This window comes from Variovorax sp. Varisp53 (assembly GCF_059491555.1).
Map to the genome: position 1 here is coordinate 3420839 of NZ_CP168512.1, position 25891 is coordinate 3446729.

22 protein-coding genes and 1 pseudogene are annotated in these 25891 nt (G+C 67.6%); 9 read left to right on the forward strand and 14 right to left on the reverse strand.

The genetic code is table 11. From position 1 onward, the window contains the following. Nucleotides 1–20: 20 nt before the first annotated feature. From ACEOAB_RS16025 to ACEOAB_RS16065, 9 genes are all read right to left on the reverse strand, one after another. Complete coding sequence (locus ACEOAB_RS16025; protein ID WP_056592383.1) at nucleotides 21–1088, reverse strand: branched-chain amino acid ABC transporter permease; 1068 nt, start codon at nucleotides 1086–1088, stop codon at nucleotides 21–23. A 13-nt stretch (nucleotides 1089–1101) separates the two neighbouring features. Beyond that, nucleotides 1102–2085, reverse strand: coding sequence for a branched-chain amino acid ABC transporter permease (locus ACEOAB_RS16030; RefSeq protein ID WP_056592380.1), 984 nt, complete (start codon nucleotides 2083–2085; stop codon nucleotides 1102–1104). Nucleotides 2086–2230: 145 nt separating this feature from the next. Further along, the gene (locus tag ACEOAB_RS16035) at nucleotides 2231–2956 is read right to left on the reverse strand and encodes an ABC transporter ATP-binding protein (protein WP_056592378.1); all 726 of its coding nucleotides are present in this window, start codon (nucleotides 2954–2956) and stop codon (nucleotides 2231–2233) included. Nucleotides 2957–3092: 136 nt separating this feature from the next. Then, complete coding sequence (locus ACEOAB_RS16040) at nucleotides 3093–3860, reverse strand: ABC transporter ATP-binding protein (protein WP_056592375.1); 768 nt, start codon at nucleotides 3858–3860, stop codon at nucleotides 3093–3095. A 41-nt stretch (nucleotides 3861–3901) separates the two neighbouring features. Continuing rightward, nucleotides 3902–5347 (reverse strand): extracellular catalytic domain type 2 short-chain-length polyhydroxyalkanoate depolymerase, encoded by a 1446-nt coding sequence (locus tag ACEOAB_RS16045; protein WP_056592372.1) that lies wholly within the window; start codon nucleotides 5345–5347, stop codon nucleotides 3902–3904. A gap of 227 nt (nucleotides 5348–5574) precedes the next feature. Then, nucleotides 5575–6762, reverse strand: a complete 1188-nt coding sequence (locus ACEOAB_RS16050; protein WP_413748899.1) for a substrate-binding domain-containing protein — start codon at nucleotides 6760–6762, stop codon at nucleotides 5575–5577. A gap of 132 nt (nucleotides 6763–6894) precedes the next feature. Beyond that, nucleotides 6895–7182, reverse strand: coding sequence for a hypothetical protein (locus ACEOAB_RS16055; RefSeq protein WP_413748898.1), 288 nt, complete (start codon nucleotides 7180–7182; stop codon nucleotides 6895–6897). Continuing rightward, nucleotides 7179–7514, reverse strand: coding sequence for a hypothetical protein (locus tag ACEOAB_RS16060; RefSeq protein WP_413748897.1), 336 nt, complete (start codon nucleotides 7512–7514; stop codon nucleotides 7179–7181). Before ACEOAB_RS16060 ends, ACEOAB_RS16055 begins: the two co-directional genes overlap by 4 nt. A 68-nt stretch (nucleotides 7515–7582) precedes the next feature. Next, on the reverse strand, nucleotides 7583–9112 hold the full coding sequence (locus ACEOAB_RS16065; protein ID WP_413748896.1) for a sigma-54 interaction domain-containing protein: 1530 nt from the start codon (nucleotides 9110–9112) through the stop codon (nucleotides 7583–7585). 137 nt (nucleotides 9113–9249) lie between these two features. On the opposite strand from ACEOAB_RS16065, the gene ACEOAB_RS16070 reads away from it, so the two are divergent. The 4 genes and pseudogenes from ACEOAB_RS16070 (at nucleotide 9250) to ACEOAB_RS16085 (ending at nucleotide 15788) form a co-directional block, all read left to right on the forward strand. After that, nucleotides 9250–9954 carry a TetR/AcrR family transcriptional regulator gene (locus ACEOAB_RS16070; protein WP_413748895.1) on the forward strand — a complete coding sequence of 235 codons (705 nt, stop codon included), beginning with the start codon at nucleotides 9250–9252 and terminating at the stop codon, nucleotides 9952–9954. Further along, nucleotides 9951–11452, forward strand: a pseudogene (locus tag ACEOAB_RS16075) (efflux transporter outer membrane subunit). Before ACEOAB_RS16070 ends, ACEOAB_RS16075 begins: the two are co-directional and overlap by 4 nt. Beyond that, nucleotides 11449–12651: an efflux RND transporter periplasmic adaptor subunit gene (locus tag ACEOAB_RS16080; protein ID WP_495652958.1), complete on the forward strand. Its 1203-nt coding sequence runs from the start codon at nucleotides 11449–11451 to the stop codon at nucleotides 12649–12651. Before ACEOAB_RS16075 ends, ACEOAB_RS16080 begins: the two are co-directional and overlap by 4 nt. Before the next feature lie 20 nt (nucleotides 12652–12671). Further along, entirely contained in the window at nucleotides 12672–15788 is a 3117-nt protein-coding gene (locus ACEOAB_RS16085; protein ID WP_495652959.1) for an efflux RND transporter permease subunit, read from the forward strand. Between the two features lie 80 nt (nucleotides 15789–15868). Here ACEOAB_RS16085 and ACEOAB_RS16090 read toward each other — a convergent pair whose 3' ends face one another. The 3 genes from ACEOAB_RS16090 to ACEOAB_RS16100 all read right to left on the reverse strand — a co-directional run bounded on the left by ACEOAB_RS16090 (nucleotide 15869) and on the right by ACEOAB_RS16100 (nucleotide 18996). Then, nucleotides 15869–17392 carry a tripartite tricarboxylate transporter permease gene (locus ACEOAB_RS16090; RefSeq protein ID WP_413750268.1) on the reverse strand — a complete coding sequence of 508 codons (1524 nt, stop codon included), beginning with the start codon at nucleotides 17390–17392 and terminating at the stop codon, nucleotides 15869–15871. 1 nt (nucleotide 17393) lies between these two features. Further along, nucleotides 17394–17930, reverse strand: coding sequence for a tripartite tricarboxylate transporter TctB family protein (locus ACEOAB_RS16095; protein ID WP_413750267.1), 537 nt, complete (start codon nucleotides 17928–17930; stop codon nucleotides 17394–17396). Between the two features lie 106 nt (nucleotides 17931–18036). Beyond that, nucleotides 18037–18996, reverse strand: a complete 960-nt coding sequence (locus tag ACEOAB_RS16100) for a tripartite tricarboxylate transporter substrate binding protein (RefSeq protein ID WP_413750266.1) — start codon at nucleotides 18994–18996, stop codon at nucleotides 18037–18039. 136 nt (nucleotides 18997–19132) lie between these two features. On the opposite strand from ACEOAB_RS16100, the gene ACEOAB_RS16105 reads away from it, so the two are divergent. The 4 genes from ACEOAB_RS16105 (at nucleotide 19133) to ACEOAB_RS16120 (ending at nucleotide 22673) form a co-directional block, all read left to right on the forward strand. Then, entirely contained in the window at nucleotides 19133–19816 is a 684-nt protein-coding gene (locus tag ACEOAB_RS16105) for a response regulator transcription factor (RefSeq protein ID WP_007836848.1), read from the forward strand. Between the two features lie 115 nt (nucleotides 19817–19931). Next, the gene (locus ACEOAB_RS16110) at nucleotides 19932–21362 is read left to right on the forward strand and encodes a sensor histidine kinase (protein ID WP_056592343.1); all 1431 of its coding nucleotides are present in this window, start codon (nucleotides 19932–19934) and stop codon (nucleotides 21360–21362) included. A 19-nt stretch (nucleotides 21363–21381) separates the two neighbouring features. Beyond that, on the forward strand, nucleotides 21382–21819 hold the full coding sequence (locus ACEOAB_RS16115; RefSeq protein ID WP_495652960.1) for an RNA-binding S4 domain-containing protein: 438 nt from the start codon (nucleotides 21382–21384) through the stop codon (nucleotides 21817–21819). Between the two features lie 47 nt (nucleotides 21820–21866). Next, nucleotides 21867–22673, forward strand: coding sequence for a PPK2 family polyphosphate kinase (locus ACEOAB_RS16120; RefSeq protein ID WP_056592339.1), 807 nt, complete (start codon nucleotides 21867–21869; stop codon nucleotides 22671–22673). Nucleotides 22674–22704: 31 nt separating this feature from the next. On the opposite strand, the gene ACEOAB_RS16125 is transcribed toward ACEOAB_RS16120, so the two are convergent. Next, on the reverse strand, nucleotides 22705–23373 hold the full coding sequence (locus ACEOAB_RS16125; RefSeq protein ID WP_056592337.1) for a hypothetical protein: 669 nt from the start codon (nucleotides 23371–23373) through the stop codon (nucleotides 22705–22707). 174 nt (nucleotides 23374–23547) lie between these two features. On the opposite strand from ACEOAB_RS16125, the gene ACEOAB_RS16130 reads away from it, so the two are divergent. Then, the gene (locus ACEOAB_RS16130) at nucleotides 23548–25491 is read left to right on the forward strand and encodes a sensor histidine kinase (protein ID WP_056592333.1); all 1944 of its coding nucleotides are present in this window, start codon (nucleotides 23548–23550) and stop codon (nucleotides 25489–25491) included. Nucleotides 25492–25524: 33 nt separating this feature from the next. On the opposite strand, the gene ACEOAB_RS16135 is transcribed toward ACEOAB_RS16130, so the two are convergent. Next, a complete protein-coding gene (locus ACEOAB_RS16135; RefSeq protein WP_056592331.1) occupies nucleotides 25525–25872 on the reverse strand; it encodes a hypothetical protein in 348 nt (115 codons plus the stop codon). Nucleotides 25873–25891 lie beyond the last annotated feature (19 nt).

Consider the following 25891-nt stretch of genomic DNA (forward strand, 5'->3'; position numbering starts at 1 on the left):
ACGAAGCCTGGGGGTGAGCTTCATTTGGCCGCCCTCGCACGCAGTTTTCCGACGATGCCGGTGGGGAAGTAATAGACGGACAGCACGAACAGCACGCCCAGCCACAGAAGCCAGCGGTCGGGCGACAGCAGCGCGGCCAGCCAGGGCAAGCCACTCGCCGCCTCGCTGCCCATGCGCAGCAGGTCCTGCAGGTAGCTCTGCGCCACCACGAACAGCACCGCGCCGATGGCCGCGCCGTAGATCGTGCCCATGCCGCCGATCACCACGATCAGCAGCACGTCGATCATGATTTCAAAACTCAGCGAGGTGTCGGGACCGTTGTAGCGCAGCCAGACCGCGAGCATCGCGCCGGCCAGCGTGGCGAACAACGCCGACAGCACGGCGGCCGTGGTGCGGTACACCACCACGCGGTAGCCGATGGCCTCTGCGCGGAACTCGTTCTCGCGGATGGCCTGCAGCACGCGGCCGAAGGGCGAGTTGACGATGCGCAGTAGCGCGAGCACCAGCACCACGGCGGCCACGAACAGCAGGTAGTAGCACAGCAGCCGGCCGTCGAGCGAGACGCCGAGGAAGGGCTCTTCCGAGAACTCGAAGCTCGGCGAGATCAGCTCGGGCAGCTTGAAGGTCAGGCCGTCTTCGCCGCCGGTGAAGTCCGACAGCTGCGAAGCCAGCGTCTGGAAGGCCGAGGCCACGGCCAGCGTGATCATCGCGAAGAAGATCGCGCGCACCCGCAGCGAGAACAGGCCGATGGCGAACGAGAGCACCAGCGAGATCGCGAGCGATGCACCCAGCCCCACCAGCACCGCACCCCAGTTGGGCCCGAGCCGCGTCGCCGAGATCGCGATGCCGTACGCCCCGATGCCGAAGAACATCGTGTGCGCGAAGCTCACGATGCCGGTGTAGCCCAGCAGCAGGTCGAAGCTCGCGACCAGCACCACGAACACCAGGATCTTGGCCGCGACGCTGAGCGCCTTCACGCCCGGAAAGATGAACGGCGCGAACGCGAGCGCGATGAACAACGCGACCAGCAGCAGCGCGAGCAAGCGGCTGCGCGGCATGTCGTTGGAGAGAAGTCGTTTCAGGAACATGACGTCTTCTTCCTCAGCGGTTTGCCACGGGATACACGCCCTGCGGACGCCACAGCAGCACCGCGACCATCAGGAAGATGCTCGCGAACTGCGTGAGCGTGGGCAACAGGAAGCCGATGTAGTTGGTCATGAGCCCCACCAGCAGCGCGCCGATCAGCGCACCGCCGGTCGAGCCGAGCCCGCCGATGATGATCACGATGAAGATCAGCACGTTGACCTGCGCGCCCATCTGCGGCACGAGGTTCTGCTGGAACAGGCCCCACATCACACCGCCCAGCCCGGCCAGCGCACTGCCCACCACGAACACGCCGACGAAGAGGCGCCCGATGCGATAGCCGAGCGACTCGACCATCTCGCGGTCCTGCACGCCGGCACGGATCAGCAGGCCGATCTTGGTGCGGCCCAGCGTCCACGCGAGCAGGCCGAACACGACCACGCCCACGGCCACCGCAAGCAGCCGGTACTTGCTGATGGCCGCGTCGCCGACCAGCAGCGAGCCGCGCAGCGCGTCGGGCAAGGGCAGCGGCACCTGCCCCGGCCCCCAGATCACCTTGATGAGCTCTTCGCCGATGATCATGCCGCCCATGGTGATGAGGATCTGCTTCAGGTGCTGGCCGTACACCGGCCGCACGATGAAGCGCTCGAAGGCAAGGCCCACCGCGCCGGCAACAGCCATCGCGACCAGCATCGCGGGGAACACGGCCACGAGGTTTCGCCACAGCTCGCCCGAGCCGGTCCAGTCGCCCATCAGGCCGAGCACGCTGCTGGCCACGAAGGCGCCCAGCGCGATGAACACGCCGTGGCCGAAGTTCAGCACATCCATCAGGCCGAACACGAGCGTGAGGCCCGAGGCGATGATGAAGACGATCATGCCCATCGCCAGACCCGCGACGGTGAGCGTGAGCCAGGTGGAGAAGGAGCCGGTGAGGGGCAGCGCAGCCAGCGCGAGGACCGGCGCGAGCAGCAGAGGTTTCCAGTCGAAGTCGATCTTCGTCATGCGCGCGCTCCTTCTTTCTCCTTCCCCCTCTGGGGGAAGGCTGGGATGGGGGCTGGCGGCGCTTGCAAGGCGGCGCTGTATCGAAGGCCGCGAGCCCCCACCCCACCCCTCCCCCAGAGGGGGAGGGAGAAATACATCGAATACTTCATAGAGCCAGTCCAAGCAGCGATTGCTGCAGTTGTGCGTCCTCGGAGAACGCCGCCATCGAGCCGCTATGCACCACGCGGCCGTTGTCCATCACCGCAACGGTGTCGCCCAGGCGCTGGGCGAAGTTGATGTTCTGCTCCACCAGCAGGATGGTCACGCCGCTGCGCTTCAGCTCGTCGAAGGCATCGATCAAGTTGTTGATCATCACGGGCGCAAGACCCTTGCTGGGCTCGTCGATGATGAGCAGCTCGCGCGGCTCCACGATGGCACGCGACACGGCCAGCATCTGCTTCTGCCCGCCCGACAGCTTGCCCGCCGGGTGGTTCCAGAACTTCTCGACCGCGGGGAAGAGCTTGAAGATCCACTTCAGCCGCGTGTCGTCGATCTGCTGCGCGTTCTTGGCGCCGCGCGCGGCCAGCAGCATGTTCTCCTTCACCGTGAGGTCGGAGAAGATGCCCATGTTCTCGGGCACGTAGGCAATACCCAGGCCGGCGATCTGCGGCGTGTGCTGCGCGGTGATCTCCTTGTCCCCGAAGCGCACCCTGCCCTGCGACGCGTGCCACAGGCCCATGATGGTCCGCAGCGTGGTCGTCTTGCCCGCGCCGTTGCGGCCCAGCAGCATCGTGAGCTGGCCCTTCGGCACGGCGAGATCGACGCCGTGCAGGATGTGGTACGCCCCGATGTGCGTGTGCACGCCTTCGAGGGTCAGCAGGTTCTGGGTCATCGGTCTTGCTCCTTCCCCTTCCGGGGGAAGGCTGGGATGGGGGCAAGCGGCGCTGGCGAGGCCGCGGTGATGTGAAGGCCGCGAGCCCCCACCCCTGCCCTCCCCCAGCGGGGGAGGGAGAAATTCATCAACGCCTTCATGCAGCAGCCTCCTTCGCGATGCCCAGGTACGCCTCCTGCACCACCGGCGAGGCGATCACCTCCGCCGGTTCGCCGTCGGCCACCAGCGTGCCGTTGTGCAGCACGATGATGCGGTCCGCGAGTTCGCGCACCACGTCCATCTTGTGTTCGACCAGCAGGATGGTCTTGCTCTTGTCCTGCTTGAGCTTGCGGATCAGGTCGAGGATGACCGGCGCCTCGGCCGCGTTCATGCCTGCGGTCGGCTCGTCGAACATGAAGACTTTCGGCTCCAGCGCCATCAGCAACGCCACTTCGAGCTTGCGCTGGTCGCCGTGCGGCAGGCTCGCCACGGTCGCATGCTCGCGCGATTTCAACGCCACGTCCGCGAGGATCTGGTCCGCGCGCTCGGTCAGCGCCTTGTGGTCGCTCCAGATGCTCCACAGGTTGAGCCCGCGCCGGTGCGCGCCCTCGCGCGTGGCCTGCACCGCGAGGCGCACGTTCTCCAGCACCGTGAGGTTCGGGAACAGGTTGGTCAGCTGGAAGGCCCGCCCCAGCCCCGCATGCGTGCGCGCCGACGGCGACAGGCCCGACAGCGAGTGCCCGTCGAGCGAGACCGTGCCGGCGCTCGCCTTGAGCTGGCCCGAGATCAGGTTGAAGTAAGTGGTCTTGCCCGCCCCATTGGGGCCGACGATGGCCGTCAGCGTGCCCGGCGCGAAGGCGCAGCTCACACCGTTGACGGCCACGTGCCCACCGAAGCGGATGGTCAGGTCCCGGGTCTCAAGCATCGTTGGTCATTGCGAATTGAAAAGAGAAATGAAGACGGACCTCAACAGGTGCCGATCACGTAGTAGTTGGGGCCGGTCTGCTTCAGCGTGGTGGTGACGTAGATGTTCCACAGACCCATCGACTGCCCCGAGCCGTAGGCATAGGTGAGGCCCCACAGTGCATAGGCTCGCCCGGCCACGGTGTGCGTGTAGTTGCTCGCGGTGAAGCACGTTTCGCCGCCGCCGGAGCCCGCGGTGGTGGCGCCCGTGGCTGCGGCCGACATGGCACCTTCCACGTTGCTCGCGTCCAGCGCGGCCACGGTCCAGCTGTACGTGGTCGATGCGGCCAGACCGGTGTCGGTGTAGCTGGTGGCGGCGACGGGAGAGGCGTTGACCTTGCTGCCGCCGCGGTACACGTTGTAGCCGCTGGCGCCCGTGACGCCAGCCCAGCCGATCACCATGCTGCTGCTGGTCGCGCCCGAGGTGCCCACGCCGGTGGGCGCCGGCAGTCCGCTGCCGCCCGCCGAGCCGGTGACGCGGTCGATCATGGCCTTCATCGCCGCCATCTGCGGTCCGGATTTCTTGGAATAGTTGACGCTGTCGTAGCCCCACCAGTCCCAGCAGCTGTTGGTGGCGGCCGTGCTGGTCTGCGGGTAGATCAGCACGATGTTGTTGGTGTCGGCCCAGCGGTTGTAGCCGGTCTTGCGTACGTACTGGTCGCCTACGTCGGTGTAGTTCTGCTTGCAGCCGTGCAGCACCAGGTGCACGCGGCACGAGGTGGTGGTGCAGGCCTGCGGCACGTAGATCCAGCCGGTGGCGGCCATGCCGTGGCCGGTGATGAACTCCGACTGGTTGAACTCGGTGAAGGTGCCGCCCAGCGTGCCGTTGTTGCGTGGGTTCAGCGGCCCGTAGAGCTGCGAGAGGATCTCGCCCGCGAGGTCGAAGCCGCAGTTGTTGATGTAGGGTGCGGCGGTGGTGCTGCAGGCGCCGCCGTAATCGTCGGTGACCATCGCGTGGCCCGCGCCGATGTTGTTCTTGTAGACCGTGTTGGCGGTGGGCACGAAGCTCTGGTAGTAGGTCTTCAGGTCGTCCATCACCGCCTGCTTGACGGTGTTGTCCGAGGTGCCCGAGAACAGGTACACCTTGGAGCCGCTGAGGTTCGACACCGGGTCGATCGCGCCGCTGGCGGACCAGCTGTTGGTGGTGCTCACGAGCGACGACACCGGAATGCTGGTGCTGTGCGTCATGCAGCGCCCGGTGGCGTTGGTCACCGAGCCTTCGGCGCAATAGAACGGCCCGCCCGCCACCACGCCGGCGCCGCGCTTGAAGGTGGCCGAGTAGGCCACGTGCAGTTGCACCGACATGAAGCCGCCCGCCGACAGGCCGGACACGCTCACTTCCACCGGGTTGGCGCCGAGCGCCGGCAGCGGCACCGCCGCCGTGGCGGCATGCGCCGCCACCGCCAATGCCGCGGCCGCGGCGAATCCCTTCCAGTTCATCGATCGCATCGCTGTCTCCTTGTGTTGTCGGTATCGAACGCTTGCTTGCTGACGAATCGGCCGTGGATCACGCTGGCTGCGCAGACGCAGGCTGGCGCTTCGCCCGGCGGCCATCCGGGGCGAAATAGAGAACATTCGAAGAACACCGCGAAACCGGCTTTGCCGGGCCGCGGGTGTTGCCCCCGGTAGGGGGAAGGCGTAGCGACACGAAGTGCGCGCAGCCTGGGGGCGAGCCCTTACCTCTTGTTCTTGATCGGGATGTCCATCTCTTCAGGCTTGATCTCGTGCACCAGCTCCGGCACACCCCAGGCAAACGCCGGGTCGACCTTGATCTTGAAGTGGTACATCGACTGCATCGCCTGGTGGTCTTCCTTGCGGAAGGTCATCTTGCCCTTGGGCGTGTCGAAGCTCATGCCCTCCATGGTGCTGATGAGCTTGTTGGTGTTGGTGTCGCCGTTGGTCTTCTTCAGCGCCGTGACCACCGCCATCGCGGCCGAGAAGCCGCCGGCCGTGAAGAAGTCCGGCGGCGTCTTGAACTGCTTGTAGTGCGCCGACACCATCGCCTCGTTCACCGGGTTCTTCGGAATGCCGAAGTAGTAGTACGCCGCGCCTTCCATGCCCGGCAGGTTCTTGTAGGCCGCCATCGCGGGCAGGATGTTGCCGCCGGTGGCGATCTCGATGCCGTAGCGCTTCAAGTCGAGGTCGACGATCTTGAACGGGTTGCCCGCGCCGGCCCAGACGATCCAGATGACCTTGCGGCCCGGCTGGTCCTTGAGCTTGTCGATCAGGCGCTGCGCGCCGGCCGTGAAGTCGGTGGTGGTGGGCGGCAGGTACTCCTCATGGACCAGCTTGGCCTTCTTGAGCGCTGCGCCGAAGGCCTTCACGCCGTCGCGGCCGAAGGCGTTGTCCTGCGCCAGCGTGGCGACGGTGACGCCCGGCTTGTCGACGGCCACCGCGTTGGAGATGGCGTCCTGGCTCGAATTGCGGCCGGTGCGGAAGATGTACTTGTTCCACTTGTCGCCGGTGATCGAGTCGGCGACCGCCGGCTCCACGATCAGGATCTTCTTGTATTCCTCGGCCACCGGCAGCATCGCCAGCGCCACGCCCGAAGCGGTCGGGCCGACGGCCAGCGCGGCCTTGTCGTCGGAGTACGCAGCCGCCAGCAGCGACTTGCCGAGGTCGGGCTTGCCCTGGTCGTCCTTCTCGATGACCACGAGCTTCTTGCCGTTGACCGTCATCGTGCCGCCGGTGGCGTAGTCCAGGCCCATCATGAAACCGGTCTGGGTCTGCTTGCCGTAGGCTTCCAGCGCGCCCGTCTTGCTGTAGATGTGGGCGATGCGGATTTCGTTGGACTGGGCCCAGGCGGGTGCGGCGGCTGCGCAGGTGGCGAGCGCGGCCAGGACGACGAGGTGGCGACGGTTCATTCTTTGTCTCCTGATGATGGTGACTGAATATTGCACAGTTCGTGCCATTCTCTAAGCCGTTGATTACAAACGCTTCTTTATTCGAGAAGAGCGCCGTTCGGCTGAATTCAGAACACTGTCTATGTCTTTTTTTCAGACATTTGTCTTTTTATTGTTCAGGGTTTTCGCGGAGACCTGGCGCTGCGCGATCCATTGCTTGAACTGGCGCTCGGCCTGCATGCGGAATTCGTTGCGCGCATGGTTGCAGGCCGCGTGCGCGAGCCGCCGGTGCTTGGGCGAGCGCATGCCGCCGAAGGTCGAGTCGACGAGGTGTTCGATGGTGGCGGACTCCGGCCGGCCCGCGGGCTCCTCGAAATCCATAGGCAGCCCGCACCAATGGCAGTTGGGCCCGAAGGTGGAGCGCAGTGCCTTGATGCTCACAGGTTCGCGTACTCCAGGATCTCCTGGCCCATCAGCGTGCAGTCGTTACCCGACACGAAGTAGATGAGCCGCATGCGGTACTCGCCCTTGTAAATGCTGCCCCAGACTTCGAGCACCTTGAACTGCTGCTTCTTGTTGGCTGGGTTGCGGATCGGCGGCAGCTCCTTCACGTCGGGGCTGATGCGGATGCGGTCGTCCTCGCCGAAGTGGAAGGTCAGCAGCTTCTTGGCACGGGCGACGGCCTCGCCGGAACACTGAGGCGCGGCGTTTGCCAAGCTGGCGGCGGCGCAGAGGGCAAGACAGGCAGCGTAGCGGGCAAGGGCCTTCTTCATCGGATGTGGCGTCGGAGTTGTGGGCTGGAGCGGGAGTATCGCTCTCGGCAATCCTGCAGACAGCGGATTCACGTTGGCTGTTCCTGACTCGTCATCCGTTCATACAAGGTCGCCCGCGAAATCCCGAGCAGCCGCGAGGTCGCCAGCTTGTTCCCGCCCGTCGACGCCAGCGCCGCCGCGATCGCCTTGCGCTCCAGCTCGGCCACCTGCTGCGCCAGCGGCCGCAGCAACGCCGCTTCTTCATCCGCATCGTGCGCGCTCTGCAAGGTGGCCGGCAACTCGATCTGCTCCAGCCCCGCCTCGCGCAGGATGCGTTCGAGCTGCGCGGAATCGATGCGCTGCGAGTCGCTGCGCATGGTCACCTGCTCCAGCACGTTGCGCAGCTCGCGGATGTTGCCGCGCCAGTGCTGGCCCGCGAGCAGCGCGAGCGCGTCGGGCGTGAGTTCGGGTGGCGCCTCGCCGCTGCGCAGCGCCATGTCTTCGCCGAGCGCCTCGACCAGTGCGGGAATGTCCGAGCGCCGCTCGCGCAGCGGCGGCACGCGCAGCGGCAGCACGTTGAGGCGGTAGTAGAGGTCTTCGCGGAACAGCCCGCGCCGCACCAGCTCCGGCAGGTCGCGCGAAGTGGCCGCGATCACGCGGGCATCGAAGGGCACGAGCTTGTTGGAGCCCAGCGGCTCGATCTCGCCCTCCTGCAGCGCGCGCAGCAGCTTGGCCTGCAGGCCGAGCGGCATGTCGCCGATCTCGTCGAGGAACAGGCTGCCGCCGTCGGCCAGCTTGAACTTGCCCTCGCGGCCCTTGCGGTCGGCGCCGGTGAAGGCACCGGGTGCGAAACCGAAGAACTCGGCTTCGAGCAGCGTGTCCGGCACGGCCGCGATGTTGACACTGACGAACTGGCCCTTCGCCCGCGCCGACGAGGCATGGATCGCGTGCGCCAGCAGTTCCTTGCCCGTACCGGTTTCGCCCAGCAGCAGCACCGGGCTGGCCGACTGGGCCGCGCGGCGCGCATGCCGCTTCACCTCCACCGCCGCCGGGCTGCTGCCGATGAAGCTCGCGAAGGTGTACTTGGAGCGGCGCTGGCCGTCGGGCGCATGCTGGTAGAGCGGGTTGTTGCGCTGGCTCGCGAGTTCGCGCCGCGCATCGTCGAGGTCGCGCTGCAGCAGCGCGAACTTGCTGATGAGCGGCTGCAGCGTGGTCTCGGGCTGGTCGAACAGCACGATGCCGATGGCGCCGATCACCTCGCCCGCCCCGCCCTCGCGCTCCTGGCGCAGCGGGAGGCGGCTGACCACGAAGGTGCCGGCCTTGTTGGTCAGCAGGTCCACGAGGATCGGCTCGCCGGTCTCGAGCACGCGCCGCATCTGCGTGTTGGGAATCACGTCTTCCACCATGTGCCCCAGGAACTGGTCGATGGACGAAAAGCCCAGCGCCGGCAGGAAGCGCCGGTAGCCCTCGTTCACCCACACGATGCGCCCGCCGCTGTCCACCAGGAACATGCCCTGGCTGATGCTTGAAAACAAATGAAACATCGAGCGCGCGGCCAGCGCGAGGATGCCCTCGGCGTCGAGGGGCAGTGTGGGCGGTGCGGTGGGAGCGACAGGCATGGCGGGATCGTAGCGCGCATCAATCGGCAACAAATCCGGCATCAAAGGCCGCGGGGAAATGCCCAGAATCGAAGTTGCAGACGAAAGCCTTCAGCAGCCCTTAAGTAAATCAATCGTTTGATTTTATGCATGGTTTAATGCAGGGCATGAATGCGAGAGACCCGATCACCCAGGCCCCGCGCCGCGCACCGCGCAGCGACGGCGCCGAGGCACGCCACCGGCTGCTCCACACCGCGCTGCGGCTGTTCGCGCAGAAGGGGTTCTCCAAGACCTCCACGCGCGAGATCGCCCGCGAGGCCGGGGTCAACATCTCGGCCATCAGCTACTACTTCGGCGACAAGGAAGGGCTGTACGCGGCCACCTTCAGCGAACCGATGGGCGGCGACTCCAGCGACCTCGTCGCCGCCTGCAACGTGCCCGGCCAGTCGCTCGAGGACACGCTGCGCATCTGCATGGTGTCGATGATCGATCCGCTCAAGCAGGGCGAAATCGTGCGGCAGTGCATCCAGCTGCACATGCGCGAGATGCTGGAGCCGACGAGCCGCTGGGCCGAGGAGCTGGAGCGCGACATCAAGGGTCCGCACCGCGCCATCGCCGACCTGCTGTGCCGCCACCTGGGGGTGGAGCGCGCCGACGACGACATCCACCGCCTGACCTTCGCGATCACCGGGCTGTCGATGCAGCTCTACGTGAGCCAGGATTTCATCGAGGCCATCCGCCCTTCGCTGCTGCGCACACCGCGCGCCATCGACACCTGGGCCGACCGCCTCACGGGCTATGCGCTGGCGCTGGTCGAGGCCGAAGCGGTCCGCCGGAATGCCGAGAGAAAGCTGAAGAAATGAGAAGACTCCGACTGAAACTGATGACTGCCCTCTGCCTGGGCATCGGCCTGGCGGGCTGTTCGCTGACGCGCCCGCCCGCGCAGGTCGAGGCGCCGTTCCCTGCGCAATGGCACGCCCCCTGCCCCACGGCGGCTCGCTGGCATCGCTGGCCGACTGGTGGCGCCAGCTCGACGATCCGCTGCTGGTCGAACTGATCGCCGCAGCCGAGGCCGCGAGCCCCAACATCGCAAGCGCGGCGGCGCGCGTGGCCGAGGCGCGCTCCACGCGCGTGCAGGCCGGCGCCGCGCTGCTGCCGAGCCTCGACGGCACGGCTTCGGCCAGCCGCGGCCCCGTGGGCCTTTCCAGCGGAGGCTCGGGCACGAGCGGAAGCAGCGGCAGCAGCCTCTCGGCCAGCACGCCGATCACCACGCTGCAGGCGGGCCTGCAGTCGAAATGGGAGATCGACCTGTTCGGCCGCCTGCGCGCCGACCGCGACGCCGCCGAGGCCAAGCAGAACAGCGCCAACGCCAAGTGGCACGACGCGCGCGTGGCGGTGGCGGCCGAGACGGCCAACGCCTATTTCGCCGAGCGTGCCTGCCAGCAGCAGCTGCGGGTCTCCGAATCGGACGCGCGTTCGCGCTCGGAGACGGCGCGGCTCAATGACCTCTCCGCGAAGGCCGGCTTCACCGCACCGGCCGATGCCGCACTGGCCCGCGCCAGCGCCTCCGACGCCTCGGGCCGTCTCACCCAGCAGCGCGCCCAGTGCGCGGTGCAGCGCAAGGCGCTGGTGGCGCTCAGCGGCATCGACGAAACCACGCTCGAGCAGAAGCTCGCCGCCGCGCCGGCACAGCGTGCACTACCAGCCGTAGGCAGCATCGCCAGCGTGCCGGCCGAGGCGATCTCGCAGCGGCCCGACGTGTACGCGGCCGAGCTCGGCGTAGCCTCGGCCAGCGCCGACGTAGGCTCGGCCGAAGCCGAGCGCTACCCAAAGCTCACGCTGTCGGGTTCGATCGGGCGCACGCAATACCGCGTTGGCGGCGTATACCAGTCGCTTGAGACCTGGACAGTGGGCCCGCTGGCGCTGACCGTTCCGCTGCTCGATGGCGGCGCGCGCAGGGCCAACACCGACGCCGCCAAGGCGCGCTACGCCGAGGCCGTGTCGCTCTACCGCGCCAACGTGCGGCAGGCCTTGCGCGAGGTCGAGGAGGAGCTGGTCAACCTCGACGCCACCGACGCCCGCACCACCGACGCCGACGCCGCGGTGAAAAACTACCAGGCCTCCTTCGACGCCACGCAGGCCCGCTACAGCAGCGGCCTCGCGAGCCTGTTCGAGCTGGAGGATTCGCGCCGCACGCTGTTCTCCGCGCAGACAGCGCGCGTCTCGCTGCAGCGCGAGCGCACCGAGGCATGGGTCGCGCTGTACCGCTCGATGGGCGGCGGCTGGAGCCGCTCCGCGCCCTCTTCCGAATCGTCCTCAATGACCACCACCCCGGCCACCCAGGTCGCGACGTCGCCATGAAAACAATGAAGCGTTCCACTCTCGTCATCGCGCTGCTCGCGCTGGTCGTCGTCATTGCGGCGATCTTCTTCGTGGCGCGCGGCAAGCCCTCGGACAAGGCGGCCGAGTCCGCCACCGCCAAGGCAAAGGACGGCGCCTCCGCGCCCAGGCCCGCGCTGACCGTCACCGTCGCCAGGCCGGAGGCCACCGAGCTGATGCTCACGCTCGCAGCCAACGGCAACGTGGCCGCCTGGCAGGAGGCCGTGGTCGGCTCCGAGTCCAACGGCCTGAAGCTGGCCGAGGTGCGCGTGAACGTGGGCGACGTCGTCAGGAAGGGCCAGGTGCTGGCCGTGTTCTCGCCCGAGACGGTGCAGGCCGACATCGCGCAGTCGCGCGCCTCGCTGGCCGAGGCCCGCGCCACCGCGGCCGACGCCGCCGGCAATGCCGCGCGCGCCCGCACGCTGCAGGCCACCGGTGCGCTGAGCCAGCAGCAGATCAACCAGTACCAGACGACCGAGCAGACCGCCAAGGCGCGCGTCGAGGCGGCCGAGGCGGTGCTGGCCGCGCAGCAGGTGCGCGGGCGCAACACGCAGGTGCTGGCGCCCGACGACGGCGTGATTTCGGCGCGCACCGCCACGGTCGGCAGCGTGGTCTCGGCCGGCACCGAGCTGTTCCGCCTGATCCGCCAGGGCCGGCTCGAATGGCGCGCCGAGGTGACCTCGGCGGAGCTGAGCCGCATCGCGGTCGGCACCACCGCCTTCGTGGTCAGCGCCAGCGGCGCGCAAGTGCGGGGCAAAGTACGCAGCATCGCGCCCACGGTCGATCCGCAGACGCGCGCGGCGCTGGTGTACGTCGACCTGCCCAACGTGCAGCAGAACACCGGCATCAAGGCGGGCATGTTCGCGCGCGGTGACTTCGAGCTGGGCCGCAGCTCGGCGCCGACGGTGCCGCAGAGCGCCATCGTGCCGCGCGACGGCTTCAACAACGTCTTCCTGCTCAAGCCCGACAACAAGGTGGCGCAGATGAAGGTGCAGATCGGCCGGCGCCTGAACGACCGCATCGAAATCACCAGCGCGCTGCCCGACGGCGCCCAGGTGGTGGTGCAGGGTGCGGGCTTCCTCAACGACGGCGACCTGGTGCGCGTGGTGGATGCGCCCCCCGCTCCGGGCTCCGCGGCGCAGCCTGCCAGGTCGGCGGCCTCCGCCGCCGCGGCCAAGTAAGCAATTCAAAGGACACGCCCATGAACGTTTCCGCCTGGTCCATACGCAACCCGATTCCGGCGGTGATGCTGTTCGTGCTGCTCACCTTCGGGGGGCTGCTGTCGTTCAACGCGATGAAGGTGCAGAACTTTCCGGACATCGACCTGCCGACCGTGACGGTCTCGGCGTCGCTGCCCGGCGCCGCACCTTCGCAGCTGGAGACCGACGTCGCGCGCAAGCTCGAGAACTCCATCGCCACGGTGCAGGGCCTGAAGCACATCACCACCAAGGTGCAGGACGGCGCCGCCACGCTGATCGTCGAGTTCCGCCTCGAGAAGCCGGTGCAGGAAGCCGTGGACGACGTGCGCTCCGCGGTGCAGCGCGTGCGCGCCGACCTGCCGGCCGACGTGCGCGACCCGGTCGTCACCAAGCTCGACTTCGCGGCCCAGCCGGTGCTGGCCTTCACCATCGCCTCGTCGGCCATGGACGACGAAGCGCTGAGCTGGTTCGTCGACAACGACATCACCAAGAAGCTGCTCGCGCTGCCCGGCGTGGGCGCGGTGAACCGCGTGGGCGGCGTCACGCGCCAGGTGCACGTCGACCTCGACCCGGGCAAGCTGCAGGCGCTGGGCGCCTCGGCGGCTGACATCTCGCGCCAGTTGCGCCAGGTGCAGACCGAGAGCGCGGGCGGCCGCTTCGACCTGGGCGGCAGCGAGCAGCCCGTTCGCACCATGGCCACGGTGCAGTCGGCCGACCAGCTGGCCGACATGCAGATCGTGCTGACCGACGGACGGCGCATCCGCCTCGACCAGGTGGCGCGCATCAGCGACACCATCGCCGAGCCGCGCGCGGCCGCGCTGCTCAACGGCAAGCCGGTGGTGGGCTTCGAAGTGGCCCGCAGCCGCGGCGCCAGCGAGGTGGAAGTGGGCCACGCCGTGCAGAAGGCGCTGGCCGACCTGCGCGCGAAGCGGTCCGACATCGAGCTGACCGAGGCATTCAACTTCGTCGATCCGGTGGACGAGGAATACAACGGCTCGCTGCACCTGCTCTACGAGGGCGCCATCCTGGCCGTGGTGGTGGTGTGGCTGTTCCTGCGCGACTGGCGCGCCACGTTCGTGTCGGCCATCGCGCTGCCGATGTCGGTGATCCCGGCGTTCATCGGCATGTACCTGCTGGGCTTCTCGGTCAACGTGATCTCGCTGCTGGCGCTGTCGCTGGTGGTCGGCATATTGGTGGACGACGCCATCGTGGAGGTCGAGAACATCGTGCGCCACCTGCGCATGGGCAAGACACCTTACCAGGCGGCCATGGAGGCGGCCGACGAGATCGGGCTGGCCGTGATCGCCACCACCTTCACGCTGATCGCGGTGTTCCTGCCCACGGCTTTCATGAGCGGCGTGGCCGGCAAGTTCTTCAAGCAGTTCGGCTGGACGGCCTCGCTCGCGGTGTTCGCGTCACTGGTGGTGGCGCGCGTGCTCACGCCCATGATGGCGGCCTACATCCTCAAGCCGATCGTCGGCGCGGAGAAGGAGCCGGGCTGGCTGCGCTGGTACATGCGCGCGGTGGAATGGAGCACGCACAACCGCTTCAAGACGATGGTGCTGGCCACCCTCTTCTTCTTCGGTTCGCTGGCGATGATCCCGCTGCTCAAGACCGGCTTCATTCCGGCGGACGACAACTCGCAGACGCAGATCTATCTCTCGCTCGCACCCGGCTCCACGCTGGCGCAGACCACGGCCGCTGCCGAGGAAACCCGCAACCGCGTGATGAAGATCGACCACGTGAAGAGCGTCTACACCACGGTGGCGGGCGGCAGCGCGGGTGGCGACCCGTTCGCGAACTTCGGCACGCCCGAGACGCGCAAGGCGACGCTCACCATCAAGCTCGATCCGCGCGGCGACCGCCCGCGCAAGCAGGTGATCGAGAACCGGATCCGCGCCGCGCTCGAAACGCTGCCCGGCGTGCGCAGCACTGTGGGCCTGGGCGGCTCGGGCGAGAAGTACATCCTGGCGCTCACGGGCGAAGACCCGGCGGCGCTGGCCAGCGCCGCCAGCGCGGTCGAGAAAGACCTGCGCACCATTCCCGGCCTGGGCAACATCACCTCCACCGCCAGCCTGATCCGTCCAGAGATCGCCGTGCGGCCCGACTTCGCGCGCGCCGCCGACCTGGGCGTGACCAGCTCGGCCATCGCGGAAACGCTTCGCGTGGCCACCCTGGGCGACTACGACCAGGCGCTGGCCAAGCTCAACCTCGCGCAGCGGCAGGTGCCGATCGTGGTGAAGCTGGAAGACTCGGCACGCAAGGACATCGATCTGCTCGGGCGCCTCTCGGTGCCCGGCGCACGCGGGCCCGTGATGCTGAACCAGGTGGCTTCGCTCACCATGGAAGGCGGCCCGGCCGTGATCGACCGCTACGACCGCTCGCGCAACGTGAACTTCGAGATCGAGCTTTCGGGCGTGGGCCTGGGCGACGCCAAGGCCGCTGTGGAAAAACTGCCCTCGATCCAGAAATTGCCGGCCGGCGTGCGCGTGACCGAAGTGGGCGACGCCGAGGTGATGACCGAGCTGTTCGCCAGCTTCGGTCTCGCCATGCTCACGGGCGTGCTATGCATCTACATCGTGCTGGTGCTGCTGTTCAAGGACTTCCTGCATCCGGTGACGATCCTGTGCGCGCTGCCGCTCGCCTTGGGCGGCGCGTTCGTGGGGCTGCTGATCGGGCAGAAGGCGCTGTCGATGCCCTCGCTGATCGGTCTCATCATGCTGATGGGCATTGCCACCAAGAACTCCATCCTGCTGGTGGAGTACGCCATCGTGGCGCGCCGCGACCACGGCATGAGCCGCTGGGACGCGCTGCGCGACGCCTGCCACAAGCGCGCGCGGCCCATCATCATGACCACGCTGGCCATGGGCGCGGGCATGCTGCCGATTGCGGTGGGCTTCGGCGCGGCCGATTCGAGCTTCCGCTCGCCAATGGCGATGGCGGTGATCGGCGGGCTGATCACCTCGACCGTGCTGAGCCTGCTGGTGGTGCCGGCCGTGTTCACCTACGTGGACGACATCGAGCACTGGATCCGGCGCACCATGCGCAAGCTGCGCGGGCAGCCGGCCGATCCGCACATCGACGACGACCTGGTCGAGACGCCTGCGGCGGGGCGATAAATCCCCGAGCGGAAATGAAAAAAGCTGCGGCAATGCCGCAGCTTTTTTTTGCCTGGCCCTCTAGCGGGCCCCAAGAAGAATCAGGCGTCCAGCTGCGCCAACCGCTTCAGCTTGCGTTCGCTCATGCGCTTGGCAAGGCGCGGCAGCACCAGCACGGCCACCACGATGACGACCAGCGCGATCGACATCGGACGCTGGAAGAACACCGACGCGCTGCCCTCGCCGATCGACATGGCGTTGCGCAGCTGCGCTTCGGCCAGCGGGCCCAGGATCATGCCGACCACCACGGGAGCCGTCGGGAAATCGAAGCGGCGCATCACCACGCCCAGCAGGCCGATGGCGTACAGCAGGAACAGGTCGAACGCGCTCTGGCGCATGCCGTAAGCGCCCACCGTCGCGAAGATCAGGATGCCGGCGTAGAGCTGGGGTTTCGGAATCTTCAGCAGCTTGACCCACAGGCCGACCATCGGCAGGTTCAGCACCAGCAGCATCACGTTGCCGATGTACAGCGATGCGATCAGCGCCCACACCAGCGCGGCGGAGGTGGTGAACAGCTGCGGACCCGGCTGGATACCGTAGTTCTGGAACGCGCCCAGCAGGATGGCGGTGGTGTTCGAGGTCGGAATGCCCAGCGTGAGCAGCGGGATCAGCGCGGCCGTCACCGTGGCGTTGTTGGCGGCCTCGGGGCCGGCCACGCCTTCGATGGCGCCGGTGGTGCCGAACTCGGCCTTGGCGTCCTTGTCCTTGGCGAGCTTCTTCTCGGTCGCGTAGCTCAGGAAGGTCGGGATCTCCGTGCCGCCGGCCGGAATGCAGCCGAACGGCGTGCCGATGGCGGTGCCGCGCAGCCAGGCGGGAATGGAGCGCTTCCAGTCGCGCTTGCTCATGTGCACGCGGCTCAGCTTGTTCTGGGCCTCGACCACCTTGCCCTCGTAGAGCACGGCATAGAGCACCTCGGCCACCGCGAACAGGCCGACCGCGACCAGCACGATCTCGATGCCGTCGAGCAGCTCGGGCACGCCGCCGGTGTAGCGGCCCTGGCCCGAGATCTGGTCGAGGCCGACGCAGCCCGCGGCAAGGCCGACGAACAGCGCCGTCATGCCGCGCAGCGTGCTCTTGCCGAGCACCGCGCTCACCGTGGTGAAGGCCAGCAGCATCAGCAGGAAGTACTCGGGCGGGCCGAGCTTGACCGCGAAGTCGGCCACGAAGGGCGCGAACAGCGTGACGATGACGGTGGCGATGGTGCCGGCCACGAACGAGCCGATGGCAGCCGTGGCGAGCGCTGCGCCCGCACGGCCGCTCTTGGCCATCTTGTTGCCCTCCATCGCCGTCACCATGCTGGCGGTTTCGCCGGGCGTGTTCAGCAGGATGGAGGTGGTCGAGCCGCCGTACATGGCGCCGTAGTAGATGCCCGAGAAGAAGATCATCGAGGCCGTGATGTCGACCTTGCCGGTGATGGGCAGCAGCATGGCCACGGCCACGGCCGGGCCGATGCCGGGCAGCACGCCCACGGCCGTGCCCAGGGCGCAGCCGACCAGGCACCACAGCAGGTTGACGGGGGTGATGGCGGCGGCGAAGCCCGCCATGAGTGCGTTGAAGATATCCATGTCAGATCCACCCGGTGTTGGTGAGGCCAGGCAGGTTGATGGCCAGGAATTGCGTGAACATCCAGAACACCGGGGCCGAGATCAGCGCGCCGGTGACGAAGTCGATGAGCCAGGTGCGCGGCGAGTTGACGCCGCCCTGCCCGCTCGCGCGGCGCAGGCCCTGCACCGCGAGCACGTAGCACATCGTGCAGCTCAGGATGAAGCCGAGCGTGGTGATGAGCGCTGCGTTGAGCAGCAGCCCCGCCGACACCCAGACGAAGCCGGGCCAGTAGGCATGCTCGGCGCCAGTAGGCGCGTCGAGCTCGCGGAAGCCGCCGGTGCGCGCCTCCCACAGGATCCAGGCGCCGCACAGCACGAGCACCACGGACACCAGCCAGGGCAGGAAGTTGGGGCCGACGCCGCCATAGCCGGCTTCGGAAGAAATGCCGATCGCGCCGAAGGCCAGCGCGAGGCCGGTCAGCAGCACGCCGGCGCCGACCAGGGTTTGTGGCCATGTGGCCGAGGGTCGCGGCGAGGCCGAGGAGTCTGGAGTTGTCATTTTTTCTCCCGGGGATGTGGAGCTGGATTTGAAAACGGCACGCTGTCGTCTCTTGCGAGGACAGCGCGCCGTGGGGCGGGCCAGTAACGGTGCGGGCGCCGCAGGGTCAGACCATGCCGGACTTGGTCATGATGGCCCGGAGGCTGGCGAAGTCGTCATCGACGAACTTGGCGAAGGCGTCGCCCGAGAGCACCGCCGGCGTCCAGTCGTTCTTCTTGAGCGACTCGGCCCACGACGGGCTCTTCATCGCGGCCAGCACCATGTCGGTCAGCGCCTTGCGCTGCTCGGCCGAGATGCCGGGCGCGCCGTACACGCCGCGCCAGTTGCCGATCTCGACGTCGATGCCCTGCTCCTTCAGCGTGGGCACGTTGATGCCCGGCAGGCGCTGCGCGGAGGTGACGGCAATGGCCTTCATCTTGCCGGCGGCGATGTATTCGGCGAATTCGCTGTAGCCGCTGCCGCCGACGGTAACGTTGCCGCCCAGGACAGCGGCAGTGGCTTCACCGCCTCCGCGGAAGGCGACGTAGTTGATCTTGGACGGATCTGCGCCCACCTTCTGCGCGATCATGGCCGCGGCGATGTGCTCGGTGGAGCCGCGCGAACCGCCGCCCCACTTGACGCTGCCCGGGTCCTTCTTGAGCTGGTCGACCACGTCCTTCATGCTCTTGAGCGGCGAGTTGGCCGGCAGCACGAACACGTTGTACTCGGTCGTCAGGCGGGCGATGGGCGTGGCCTGCGACAGGTTGACCGGCGGCTTGCCGGTGATGATGCCGCCCAGCATGACCGAGCCCATGACCATCAGCGCGTTGGCGTCGCCCTTGGAGCCGTTCACGAACTGGGCCAGGCCCAGCGCGCCGGCGGCGCCGCCCTTGTTGTCGTAGGTGACGGTGTCGGCCACCTTGGCTTCGGTCAGGGCCTTGCCCAGTGCGCGGCCGGTGGTGTCCCAGCCGCCGCCGGGGTTGGCGGGAATCATCATCTTGACGTTGGCGGCCGCCAGGGCCGACAGTGGCAGGGCCCCGGTGGCGGCCAGCGCGGCCAATGACTTCAGAAAGGTGTCGCGACGCATGCGTGTCTCCTGGAATTGGAAGGAACTTGAAAGGAAGCTGACTTTTAGCTGAGCGCTATCATGCGCCGCCCCGCTGTCAGTTGGCTGTCCGCCAGACTGGGGAAAACACCAAAGTACCCACCCCTGCCGCCACCGTATGAAGCTGCTGCTGGTCGAAGACGATCCCTCGATGCAAATCACCCTGCAGCGCACCCTCGGGCGCCGCCGGATCGACGTGCGCGTCTGCGGCGACGGGGCCGAAGCCGTCGCCCAGTGGCGCGCCATCGAGCCCGACGTGGTCGCCCTCGACCTGAGCCTGCCCAACCTCGACGGCCTGCAGGTGCTGGCCCAGGCCCGGGCCGAAGGCTTGCGCACGCCGGTGCTGCTGCTGACCGCCCGCGGCACGGTCGGCGACCGCATCGTGGGCCTCAACGCCGGCGCCGACGACTACCTGCCCAAGCCCTTCGACCTCGACGAGCTGGAAGCCCGCATCCGCGCGCTGCGCCGGCGCAGCCACGGCGTCGCGGGGCAGGACGCCGGACTCAACCCGCAGGAGATCGGCGGGCTGCGCTTCGAGCCCGACAACGGCGCCATCTACAACCGCGCCGAACTGCTCGAACTCACGCCGCGCGAGCTGGCGCTGCTGAAGGCGCTGATGATGAAGCCCGGCCACGCCGTGACCAAGGAGCGCCTGTTCGAGCTGGTGTTTCCAGGCGAGGCCGACGTGCAGTACGAAGCCATCGAGGTGGTGGTTTACCGCCTGCGCAAGAAGCTCGTGGGCACGGGCGCCGTGCTGATGACCATGCGCGGGCTGGGCTACCTGCTGCGCCCCGAGACATGATTCACCCCCAGGCTGCGCGCACTTCGTGTCGCTTCGCCAACCCCCTTGCAGGGGGCAACGCCTGCGGCCCGGCAAAGCCGGTTCCGCGGCGTTCCCCGAGCTGCAGGCCCATTCGATGACCCGCGCGATCTCGTTGCGCGCACGGCTGCTGCTCGGCATCCTCGCGCCGATTGCGGTGTTCATCGTGATCAACAGCGTGAGCCTGTACCGCCAGAGCCTCGCGGCCGCCACCACGGCCTACGACCGCACATTGCTCGCGTCGGCCAAGACCATCGGCGAACAGCTCGACGTGGAGGGCTACGACGACATGGCGCGGTTGCGGGCCATCGTGCCCTACTCCGCACTGGAGGCCTTCGAGGCCGACAACCGCAGCCGGCTGTTCTACCGGGTCTCGGCGCTCGACGGCAAGCTGATCTCGGGCTTTGCCGAGCTTCCCTTCTGGCGCGGCCGCATTCCGGACCGCGGCGCGTATGCGGCGCTGGTCGACTTCTACGACGCGCAATTCCGCAACCAGCCGGTGCGGGTCGCCGTGCTGCTGCAGCCGGTGGCGAGCGCCACCGGCCGCGGCATGGCCGTGGTGCAGGTGGCCGAGACGCTGGAGCTGCGCGAAACCCTGGTGCGCAAGCTGCTGCTCGACATGCTGTGGCGCCAGCTGCTGCTGATGGGCGTGATCGCGCTGGTCACGGTGTTCGTGGTGCAGCGCGCCACGCGGCCGGTGCGCGAGCTGGGCGAAGCCATCGAGAAGCGCCCGGCCGACGACCTCTCGCCCATCGACGCGCCCGATGCGCCGCGCGAGTTGCGCCCGCTGATCGACGCCACCACGCAGGTCATGGGCCGGCTGCAGCGGCTGCTCGACCATCAGAAGCGCTTCGTGCGCGACAGCGCCCACCAGCTGCGCACGCCGCTGGCCGTGCTGAAGGCCCAGGTGCAGTCGGCGCGGCGCGGCGACGTCGCTCCCGAGCAGGCGTTCGGCGAGATCAGCCACACGGTGGAGCGCGCCACCACGCTGGCCAACCAGATGCTGTCGCTCGCCAAGGTGGAGCAGCTGCGCCAGCAGCCGGAGTCGGTGACGCTCGACTTCGGCGAGGTGGCGCGGCAGATCGCGCTCGACCTGTCGCCGCTGGTGGCCGACAAGGCGCTCGACTTCGAGCTCGCCATCGACGAGCCCGTGCCGGTGCGCGCCCATCATTGGATGCTGCAGGAGCTCACGCGCAACCTGCTGCACAACGCGATCAAGCAGAGCCCCATGGGCGCTGCGCTGTCGGTCTCGGTGCGCGCCGAGGGCGATGACGCGGTGCTCACCGTGCGCGACTGCGGCCCCGGCATCTCGCCCGAGCTGCGGCAGCGCCTGTTCGCGCCCTTCTCCGCCGGCAGCGCGTCGAGCGGTTCGGGGCTGGGACTGGCGATCTGCCGCGAGATCGTGCTGGCGCTCGGCGGGCGCATCAGCCTCGACAACCGCTGCGAGCCGGACGCGCACAACGGGGCCGAACAGGTGATCGGGCTGGACGCGGTCGTGCATCTGCCGCTGTCGGGGCACAATTCCTGACACCCACTCTTCGACATCCATGGACCGTCTGCGCATCGACAAATGGCTCTGGGCCGCCCGCTTCTTCAAGACGCGCTCGCTGGCCGCGGAGGAAATCGGCAAGAACCGCGTGCAGGTGAATGGCGACGTCGCCAAGGCATCGCGCGAGGTCAAGCCCGGCGACACCGTGGCCATGCGCATGGGCCCGCTGACGCGGACCGTGACGGTGCGCGGTCTCAGCGGCCAGCGCGGGCCGGCGCCGGTGGCGCAGCAGCTCTACGAGGAAACCGCCGAGAGCCTCGCGGCGCAGGCCGCCTTCCGGGAGCAGCGCCGCGCGGGCACCGAGCCGGCCCTGGCCATCGAACAGGGCCGCCCCACCAAGCGCGACCGGCGCGAGCTCGACGGCGCCGCGCGCCGGCATGCCGAATGGGACGACCGCTGGAGCGCCTCGCTGCCCCCCGAAGACGACGAGCGCTGATCGATCGCGTACGCTGTCGGCTCTTTTTCTTCACGGAGTCCCGCTTCATGGCCAGCTTCAAGAAATACCGCGCCGGCGGCAAGTTCAAGCTCTCGCACATCGACCCCGACGACACGTCGTTCTGCCATGGCGACGAGGCCTTGCAACGCGCCGAACTCGACGCCCTGGCCGTCGAGCTCGACGAGTTGCAGGACGTGCTGCACGCCGAGGGGCGGCGCAAGCTGCTGCTGGTGCTGCAGGGCATGGACACCAGCGGCAAGGACGGCACCGTGCGCTGGGTGTTCTCGCGCACCTCGCCGCTGGGCGTGCGCGTGACGGCCTTCAAGGCGCCGAACGACGAGGAACGCGCACACGACTACCTCTGGCGCTGCCATGCCGCCGTGCCGCGCACCGGCGAGATCATGGTGTGGAACCGCAGCCACTACGAAGACGTGCTCGTTCCCGTGGTCGAGGGCTGGATCGACAAGGCCGAGGCGAAACGCCGCTACGCCCAGATCAACGACTTCGAGCGGCTGCTGACCGAAACCGGCACGGTGATCGTCAAGTGCATGCTGCACATCGACAAGGACGAGCAGCGGGAGCGCCTGCAGGCCCGGATCGATACGCTCGGCAAGCAATGGAAGTTCAGCATGGACGACCTCGCGGTGCGCACCAAGTGGAGCGCCTACCAGCAGGCCTACGAGACCGCGCTGGGCGCCACATCGACCGATCACGCGCCTTGGTACGTGGTGCCCGCCAACAGCAAGCGGCATCGCAACGTGATGATCGCGCAGCTGCTGGTGAAGACGATGCGGCAGATGAAGCTCAAGCCGCCGCCGCCGGACCCGGCGCTCAAGGGAATGATCGTCAAGTGAGCTTGCCGGCCCCGCGCGGGGCCGTCGAAGCTCAGGAGCGGCGGGTTGGTGCCTGCGCCAGCACGCGGCACTGGCCGAACTCGCAACGCACGGCCCAGGTTCCGCCGTTGTCGCAGGGCACGTTGTAGTTCTCGTAGCCGGGGCCCTTGGCCGTGAGCTCGGCGCGCGGCTGCAGGTTGCAGCGGCCGGCCTTGGCGAGCGTCTCGACGTTGTAGGTGTCGACGCCGGTACGGCGGGGCTTCGCAATGACGCCCGGGGTGAAGGTGTTGCCGTAGAACGATTCGCGCACGTTGGGGTCGAGGTTGCGATAGCCGCGCTTGGCCATGCAATGCACGATCGCGATCTGCTGGTGCTCGGCGATCAGTTCCGGATCAGGGCGGCCGTTCCAGTCGATGACGGCGGCGGTGATGCCGGTGTAAGAGGCTGCAGCGACGATACCCTGCCCGTACACCGTGATCAGCCCGACGCCCAGCGCGCCCCACATGGCGTCGCCGGTTTCGCTGCGGGCCGTGATGCGGGTCGATGCCGTGCGGCATGCCGCCACGTCGTTGTCGTAGCGCGCCTTGTCCACGCCCTCCATGGCGACCATGGGCACATAGGAAGTGCCTGTGCCCGTTCCGGGTTCGGTGGGTGTCGGCGGTGCGCTGGCGCAACCGGCCAGGCCCACGGCGGCGAACACAATGCTCAGCAGCAGCTTCATGCAATCCCTCGTCTTCTTCGCGATAGTTGCGGGATTTAACCATACATATAGTTACTCCTGAATCACCTTGTCGTGAATGCACGACGGCGCACGTCTCGAAGTTGGATTACAAAATGAGAAAATAGGTTACATCTCGTTCGCGTCGGTTCTGAACGCTGCCCATCCGAACTTCCCTTGACCTACCGTCCCGCGCCCTTCTTCGCCAACGTGGTGCTCGTCGTTTCGATGGCATTGCTGGGCGTCATCGGTGTCTTGCTGGTCGGAGCGGTCGGCTCGCAGCAGTCCGATGCGCTGTTGCACCTCACGCGGGCCGACTGGCAGGTCGACGACGCGCCTGGCTTCAGCAATCCAGCGCCTCTTCAGGACAGCAGCACCCTGCCGAACACCTGGAAGCAGGTCGAACTGCCCCTCGCCCTTCCCATTGCGCTGCTGCGACAGGCAGAGGCCACTTCCACAAGGACGACGCGCACGACCTGGATCAGGCTGTCCGTGCGCGGCCTGCCGCCCAACCCCGGGCCGCTTGCGCTGTATGGCATCCGGATCAAGACCGACGGCACCATCGCGGTCTACGCCGATGGCCATCTGGTCCACCGGGCGCAGCAGTCGGGTCCGCTATGGAACAGCACCCGCACTCCGCTGTGGGTCCAGCTGGACGACGGCGCCGGCAGCAAGCCGCCCAGCGAGATCCTCCTGCGCCTGGAGCACACCCGGGGTGCCCAGGTGGCGCTGTCGTCGCTGTGGATCGGCCCCATCGACGCGCTGAGAGGCCGCTACGGCATGCGCCAGTGGCTGCAGCAGGAGCTGCCGGCACTGCTCAGTGCGGCCTTCATGACCGTGGGCGTGTTCGCCCTGTTCGTGTGGTTCAGGCGCCGCGACGAAACGGCCTACCTGCTGTTCTTCAACCTCTCAGCCACCTCTTTCATGCGGGGGCTGCATTTCTACGTGAGCCTGCCGATAGCGAACGACTGGTTCGCCTGGCTGACCGTCAACTCGCTTTTCTGGCTGGTGATGATCGTGCACTTCTTCCTGCGCCAATTGCACGGCCGGCAGCTCAAAGCGCTGACTTGCGGCGTGGTCGTGGCAACCACCGCCATCGGCATCGTCACGATGCCCGGCCTGTCCATCGTGCAGAACACCCCCCGGGTCACGCCGCTGATCTACGCGGTCGCGGCACTGCTGGGCGCGGCGGTCTGCCTGGTGGGCGGCGTCAGCGCATGGCGCCGCTCAAACGAAGGCCGGCTGGTGGCGGTAGGGATCGGCATCTGCGTGCTGCTGGGCCTTACCGACTGGCTTCTGCAGAACAACTTCATCAGCCCCGAGGGTTGGTACATGGGGGCGTACACCAACGCCGTCACTTTCAGCGTATTCGGCGTGCTGATGTACCGCCGCTACATGCACGCCATCGGCGAGGTCGAGCAGCTCAACGCGAGCCTTGCGCAGCGCCTGCAGAAACGCGAGGCCGAACTCGAGCTGAGCCACCAGCGGCTGCGCGAGGTCGAGCGCCTGCAGACCATCAGCGACGAGCGCCAGCGCCTGATGCAGGACATGCACGACGGGCTCGGCTCTTCGCTGATCAGCGCGATCCGCTCGGTCGAGAGCGGCGGCATGAGCGACGACAAGGTCTCGCAGATCCTCAAGAGCTGCCTGGACGACCTGAGGCTCGCGCTCGACTCCCTGGAGCCGGTCGAGGCCGACCTGCTGCTGCTGCTGGCCACGCTGCGCTACCGGCTGGAGCCGCGGCTCGAAGGCACTGGTGTTTCGCTGCGATGGGAAGTGCAGGAGTTGCCGGCCCTGGGCTGGCTCGATCCCTCCAGCGCGCTGCACATCCTGCGCATCGTGCAGGAAAGCATCTCGAACATCTTGCGGCACACGCGCGCTACGGAGATACGCGTTGGCACCTCGCTGGAGGGCGCGGGTGTGCAGGTGACGATCGAGGACAACGGCCAGGGCTTCGACGTCCAGAAGGTGATGGGCAATCCGTCCGCATCCGGACGGGGCCTGCAGAACCAGCGGCGGCGGGCGCAGGCGATCAAGGCTGTGGTCCGTTGGGAATCGAAACCGACGGGAACGCGGTTCGTGCTGTGGCTGCCGCTGCAGCGGGAGCCACACGCGGCATGACGTTCCAGGCAACGGGGTCCGCTGACCACATTCCTACTTCGCCGCGTTCACCAGCTGCGGCCGACTCTGGTACTGGGAAGGAATGGCATCCCTGTAATAGGCCTTGCCAGTGAGATTCTGATTGGCGGAATGGGCTTCCTTGACTGCTTCGGCATTGACGACATCCCGGGACTTTGAAGACCCGAGCGGTGCGATGACTCCGCTCGATGCCGATTCCCTGTAAAGATCTTCCTTCTGCGCGACGGTTGCGGCCTCTGCGTCGACGTCTGCCCGGGAGCGAACGCTGGAACCTTGAAGCACGCCGTCGTAGGTTTCCGCCTGAGCGGCCGAAGCGAAAAGAAGCGCAAGAATGGCGCCTTGAACAATTTGAATTTTCTTCATGTCTGTCCTTGAGAGTTGA

Excerpts from the sequence above, each read along its gene's own strand:
- ACEOAB_RS16025 (WP_056592383.1), bottom strand. The coding sequence starts at position 1,088 with ATGTTCCTGAAACGACTTCTCTCCAACGACATGCCGCGCAGCCGCTTG.
- ACEOAB_RS16030 (WP_056592380.1), bottom strand. The coding sequence starts at position 2,085 with ATGACGAAGATCGACTTCGACTGGAAACCTCTGCTGCTCGCGCCGGTC.
- ACEOAB_RS16035 (WP_056592378.1), bottom strand. The coding sequence starts at position 2,956 with ATGACCCAGAACCTGCTGACCCTCGAAGGCGTGCACACGCACATCGGG.
- ACEOAB_RS16040 (WP_056592375.1), bottom strand. The coding sequence starts at position 3,860 with ATGCTTGAGACCCGGGACCTGACCATCCGCTTCGGTGGGCACGTGGCC.
- ACEOAB_RS16045 (WP_056592372.1), bottom strand. The coding sequence starts at position 5,347 with ATGCGATCGATGAACTGGAAGGGATTCGCCGCGGCCGCGGCATTGGCG.
- ACEOAB_RS16050 (WP_413748899.1), bottom strand. The coding sequence starts at position 6,762 with ATGAACCGTCGCCACCTCGTCGTCCTGGCCGCGCTCGCCACCTGCGCA.
- ACEOAB_RS16060 (WP_413748897.1), bottom strand. The coding sequence starts at position 7,514 with ATGAAGAAGGCCCTTGCCCGCTACGCTGCCTGTCTTGCCCTCTGCGCC.
- ACEOAB_RS16065 (WP_413748896.1), bottom strand. The coding sequence starts at position 9,112 with ATGCCTGTCGCTCCCACCGCACCGCCCACACTGCCCCTCGACGCCGAG.
- ACEOAB_RS16070 (WP_413748895.1), top strand. The coding sequence starts at position 9,250 with ATGCAGGGCATGAATGCGAGAGACCCGATCACCCAGGCCCCGCGCCGC.
- ACEOAB_RS16080 (WP_495652958.1), top strand. The coding sequence starts at position 11,449 with ATGAAAACAATGAAGCGTTCCACTCTCGTCATCGCGCTGCTCGCGCTG.
- ACEOAB_RS16085 (WP_495652959.1), top strand. The coding sequence starts at position 12,672 with ATGAACGTTTCCGCCTGGTCCATACGCAACCCGATTCCGGCGGTGATG.
- ACEOAB_RS16090 (WP_413750268.1), bottom strand. The coding sequence starts at position 17,392 with ATGGATATCTTCAACGCACTCATGGCGGGCTTCGCCGCCGCCATCACC.
- ACEOAB_RS16095 (WP_413750267.1), bottom strand. The coding sequence starts at position 17,930 with ATGACAACTCCAGACTCCTCGGCCTCGCCGCGACCCTCGGCCACATGG.
- ACEOAB_RS16100 (WP_413750266.1), bottom strand. The coding sequence starts at position 18,996 with ATGCGTCGCGACACCTTTCTGAAGTCATTGGCCGCGCTGGCCGCCACC.
- ACEOAB_RS16105 (WP_007836848.1), top strand. The coding sequence starts at position 19,133 with ATGAAGCTGCTGCTGGTCGAAGACGATCCCTCGATGCAAATCACCCTG.
- ACEOAB_RS16110 (WP_056592343.1), top strand. The coding sequence starts at position 19,932 with ATGACCCGCGCGATCTCGTTGCGCGCACGGCTGCTGCTCGGCATCCTC.
- ACEOAB_RS16115 (WP_495652960.1), top strand. The coding sequence starts at position 21,382 with ATGGACCGTCTGCGCATCGACAAATGGCTCTGGGCCGCCCGCTTCTTC.
- ACEOAB_RS16120 (WP_056592339.1), top strand. The coding sequence starts at position 21,867 with ATGGCCAGCTTCAAGAAATACCGCGCCGGCGGCAAGTTCAAGCTCTCG.
- ACEOAB_RS16125 (WP_056592337.1), bottom strand. The coding sequence starts at position 23,373 with ATGAAGCTGCTGCTGAGCATTGTGTTCGCCGCCGTGGGCCTGGCCGGT.
- ACEOAB_RS16135 (WP_056592331.1), bottom strand. The coding sequence starts at position 25,872 with ATGAAGAAAATTCAAATTGTTCAAGGCGCCATTCTTGCGCTTCTTTTC.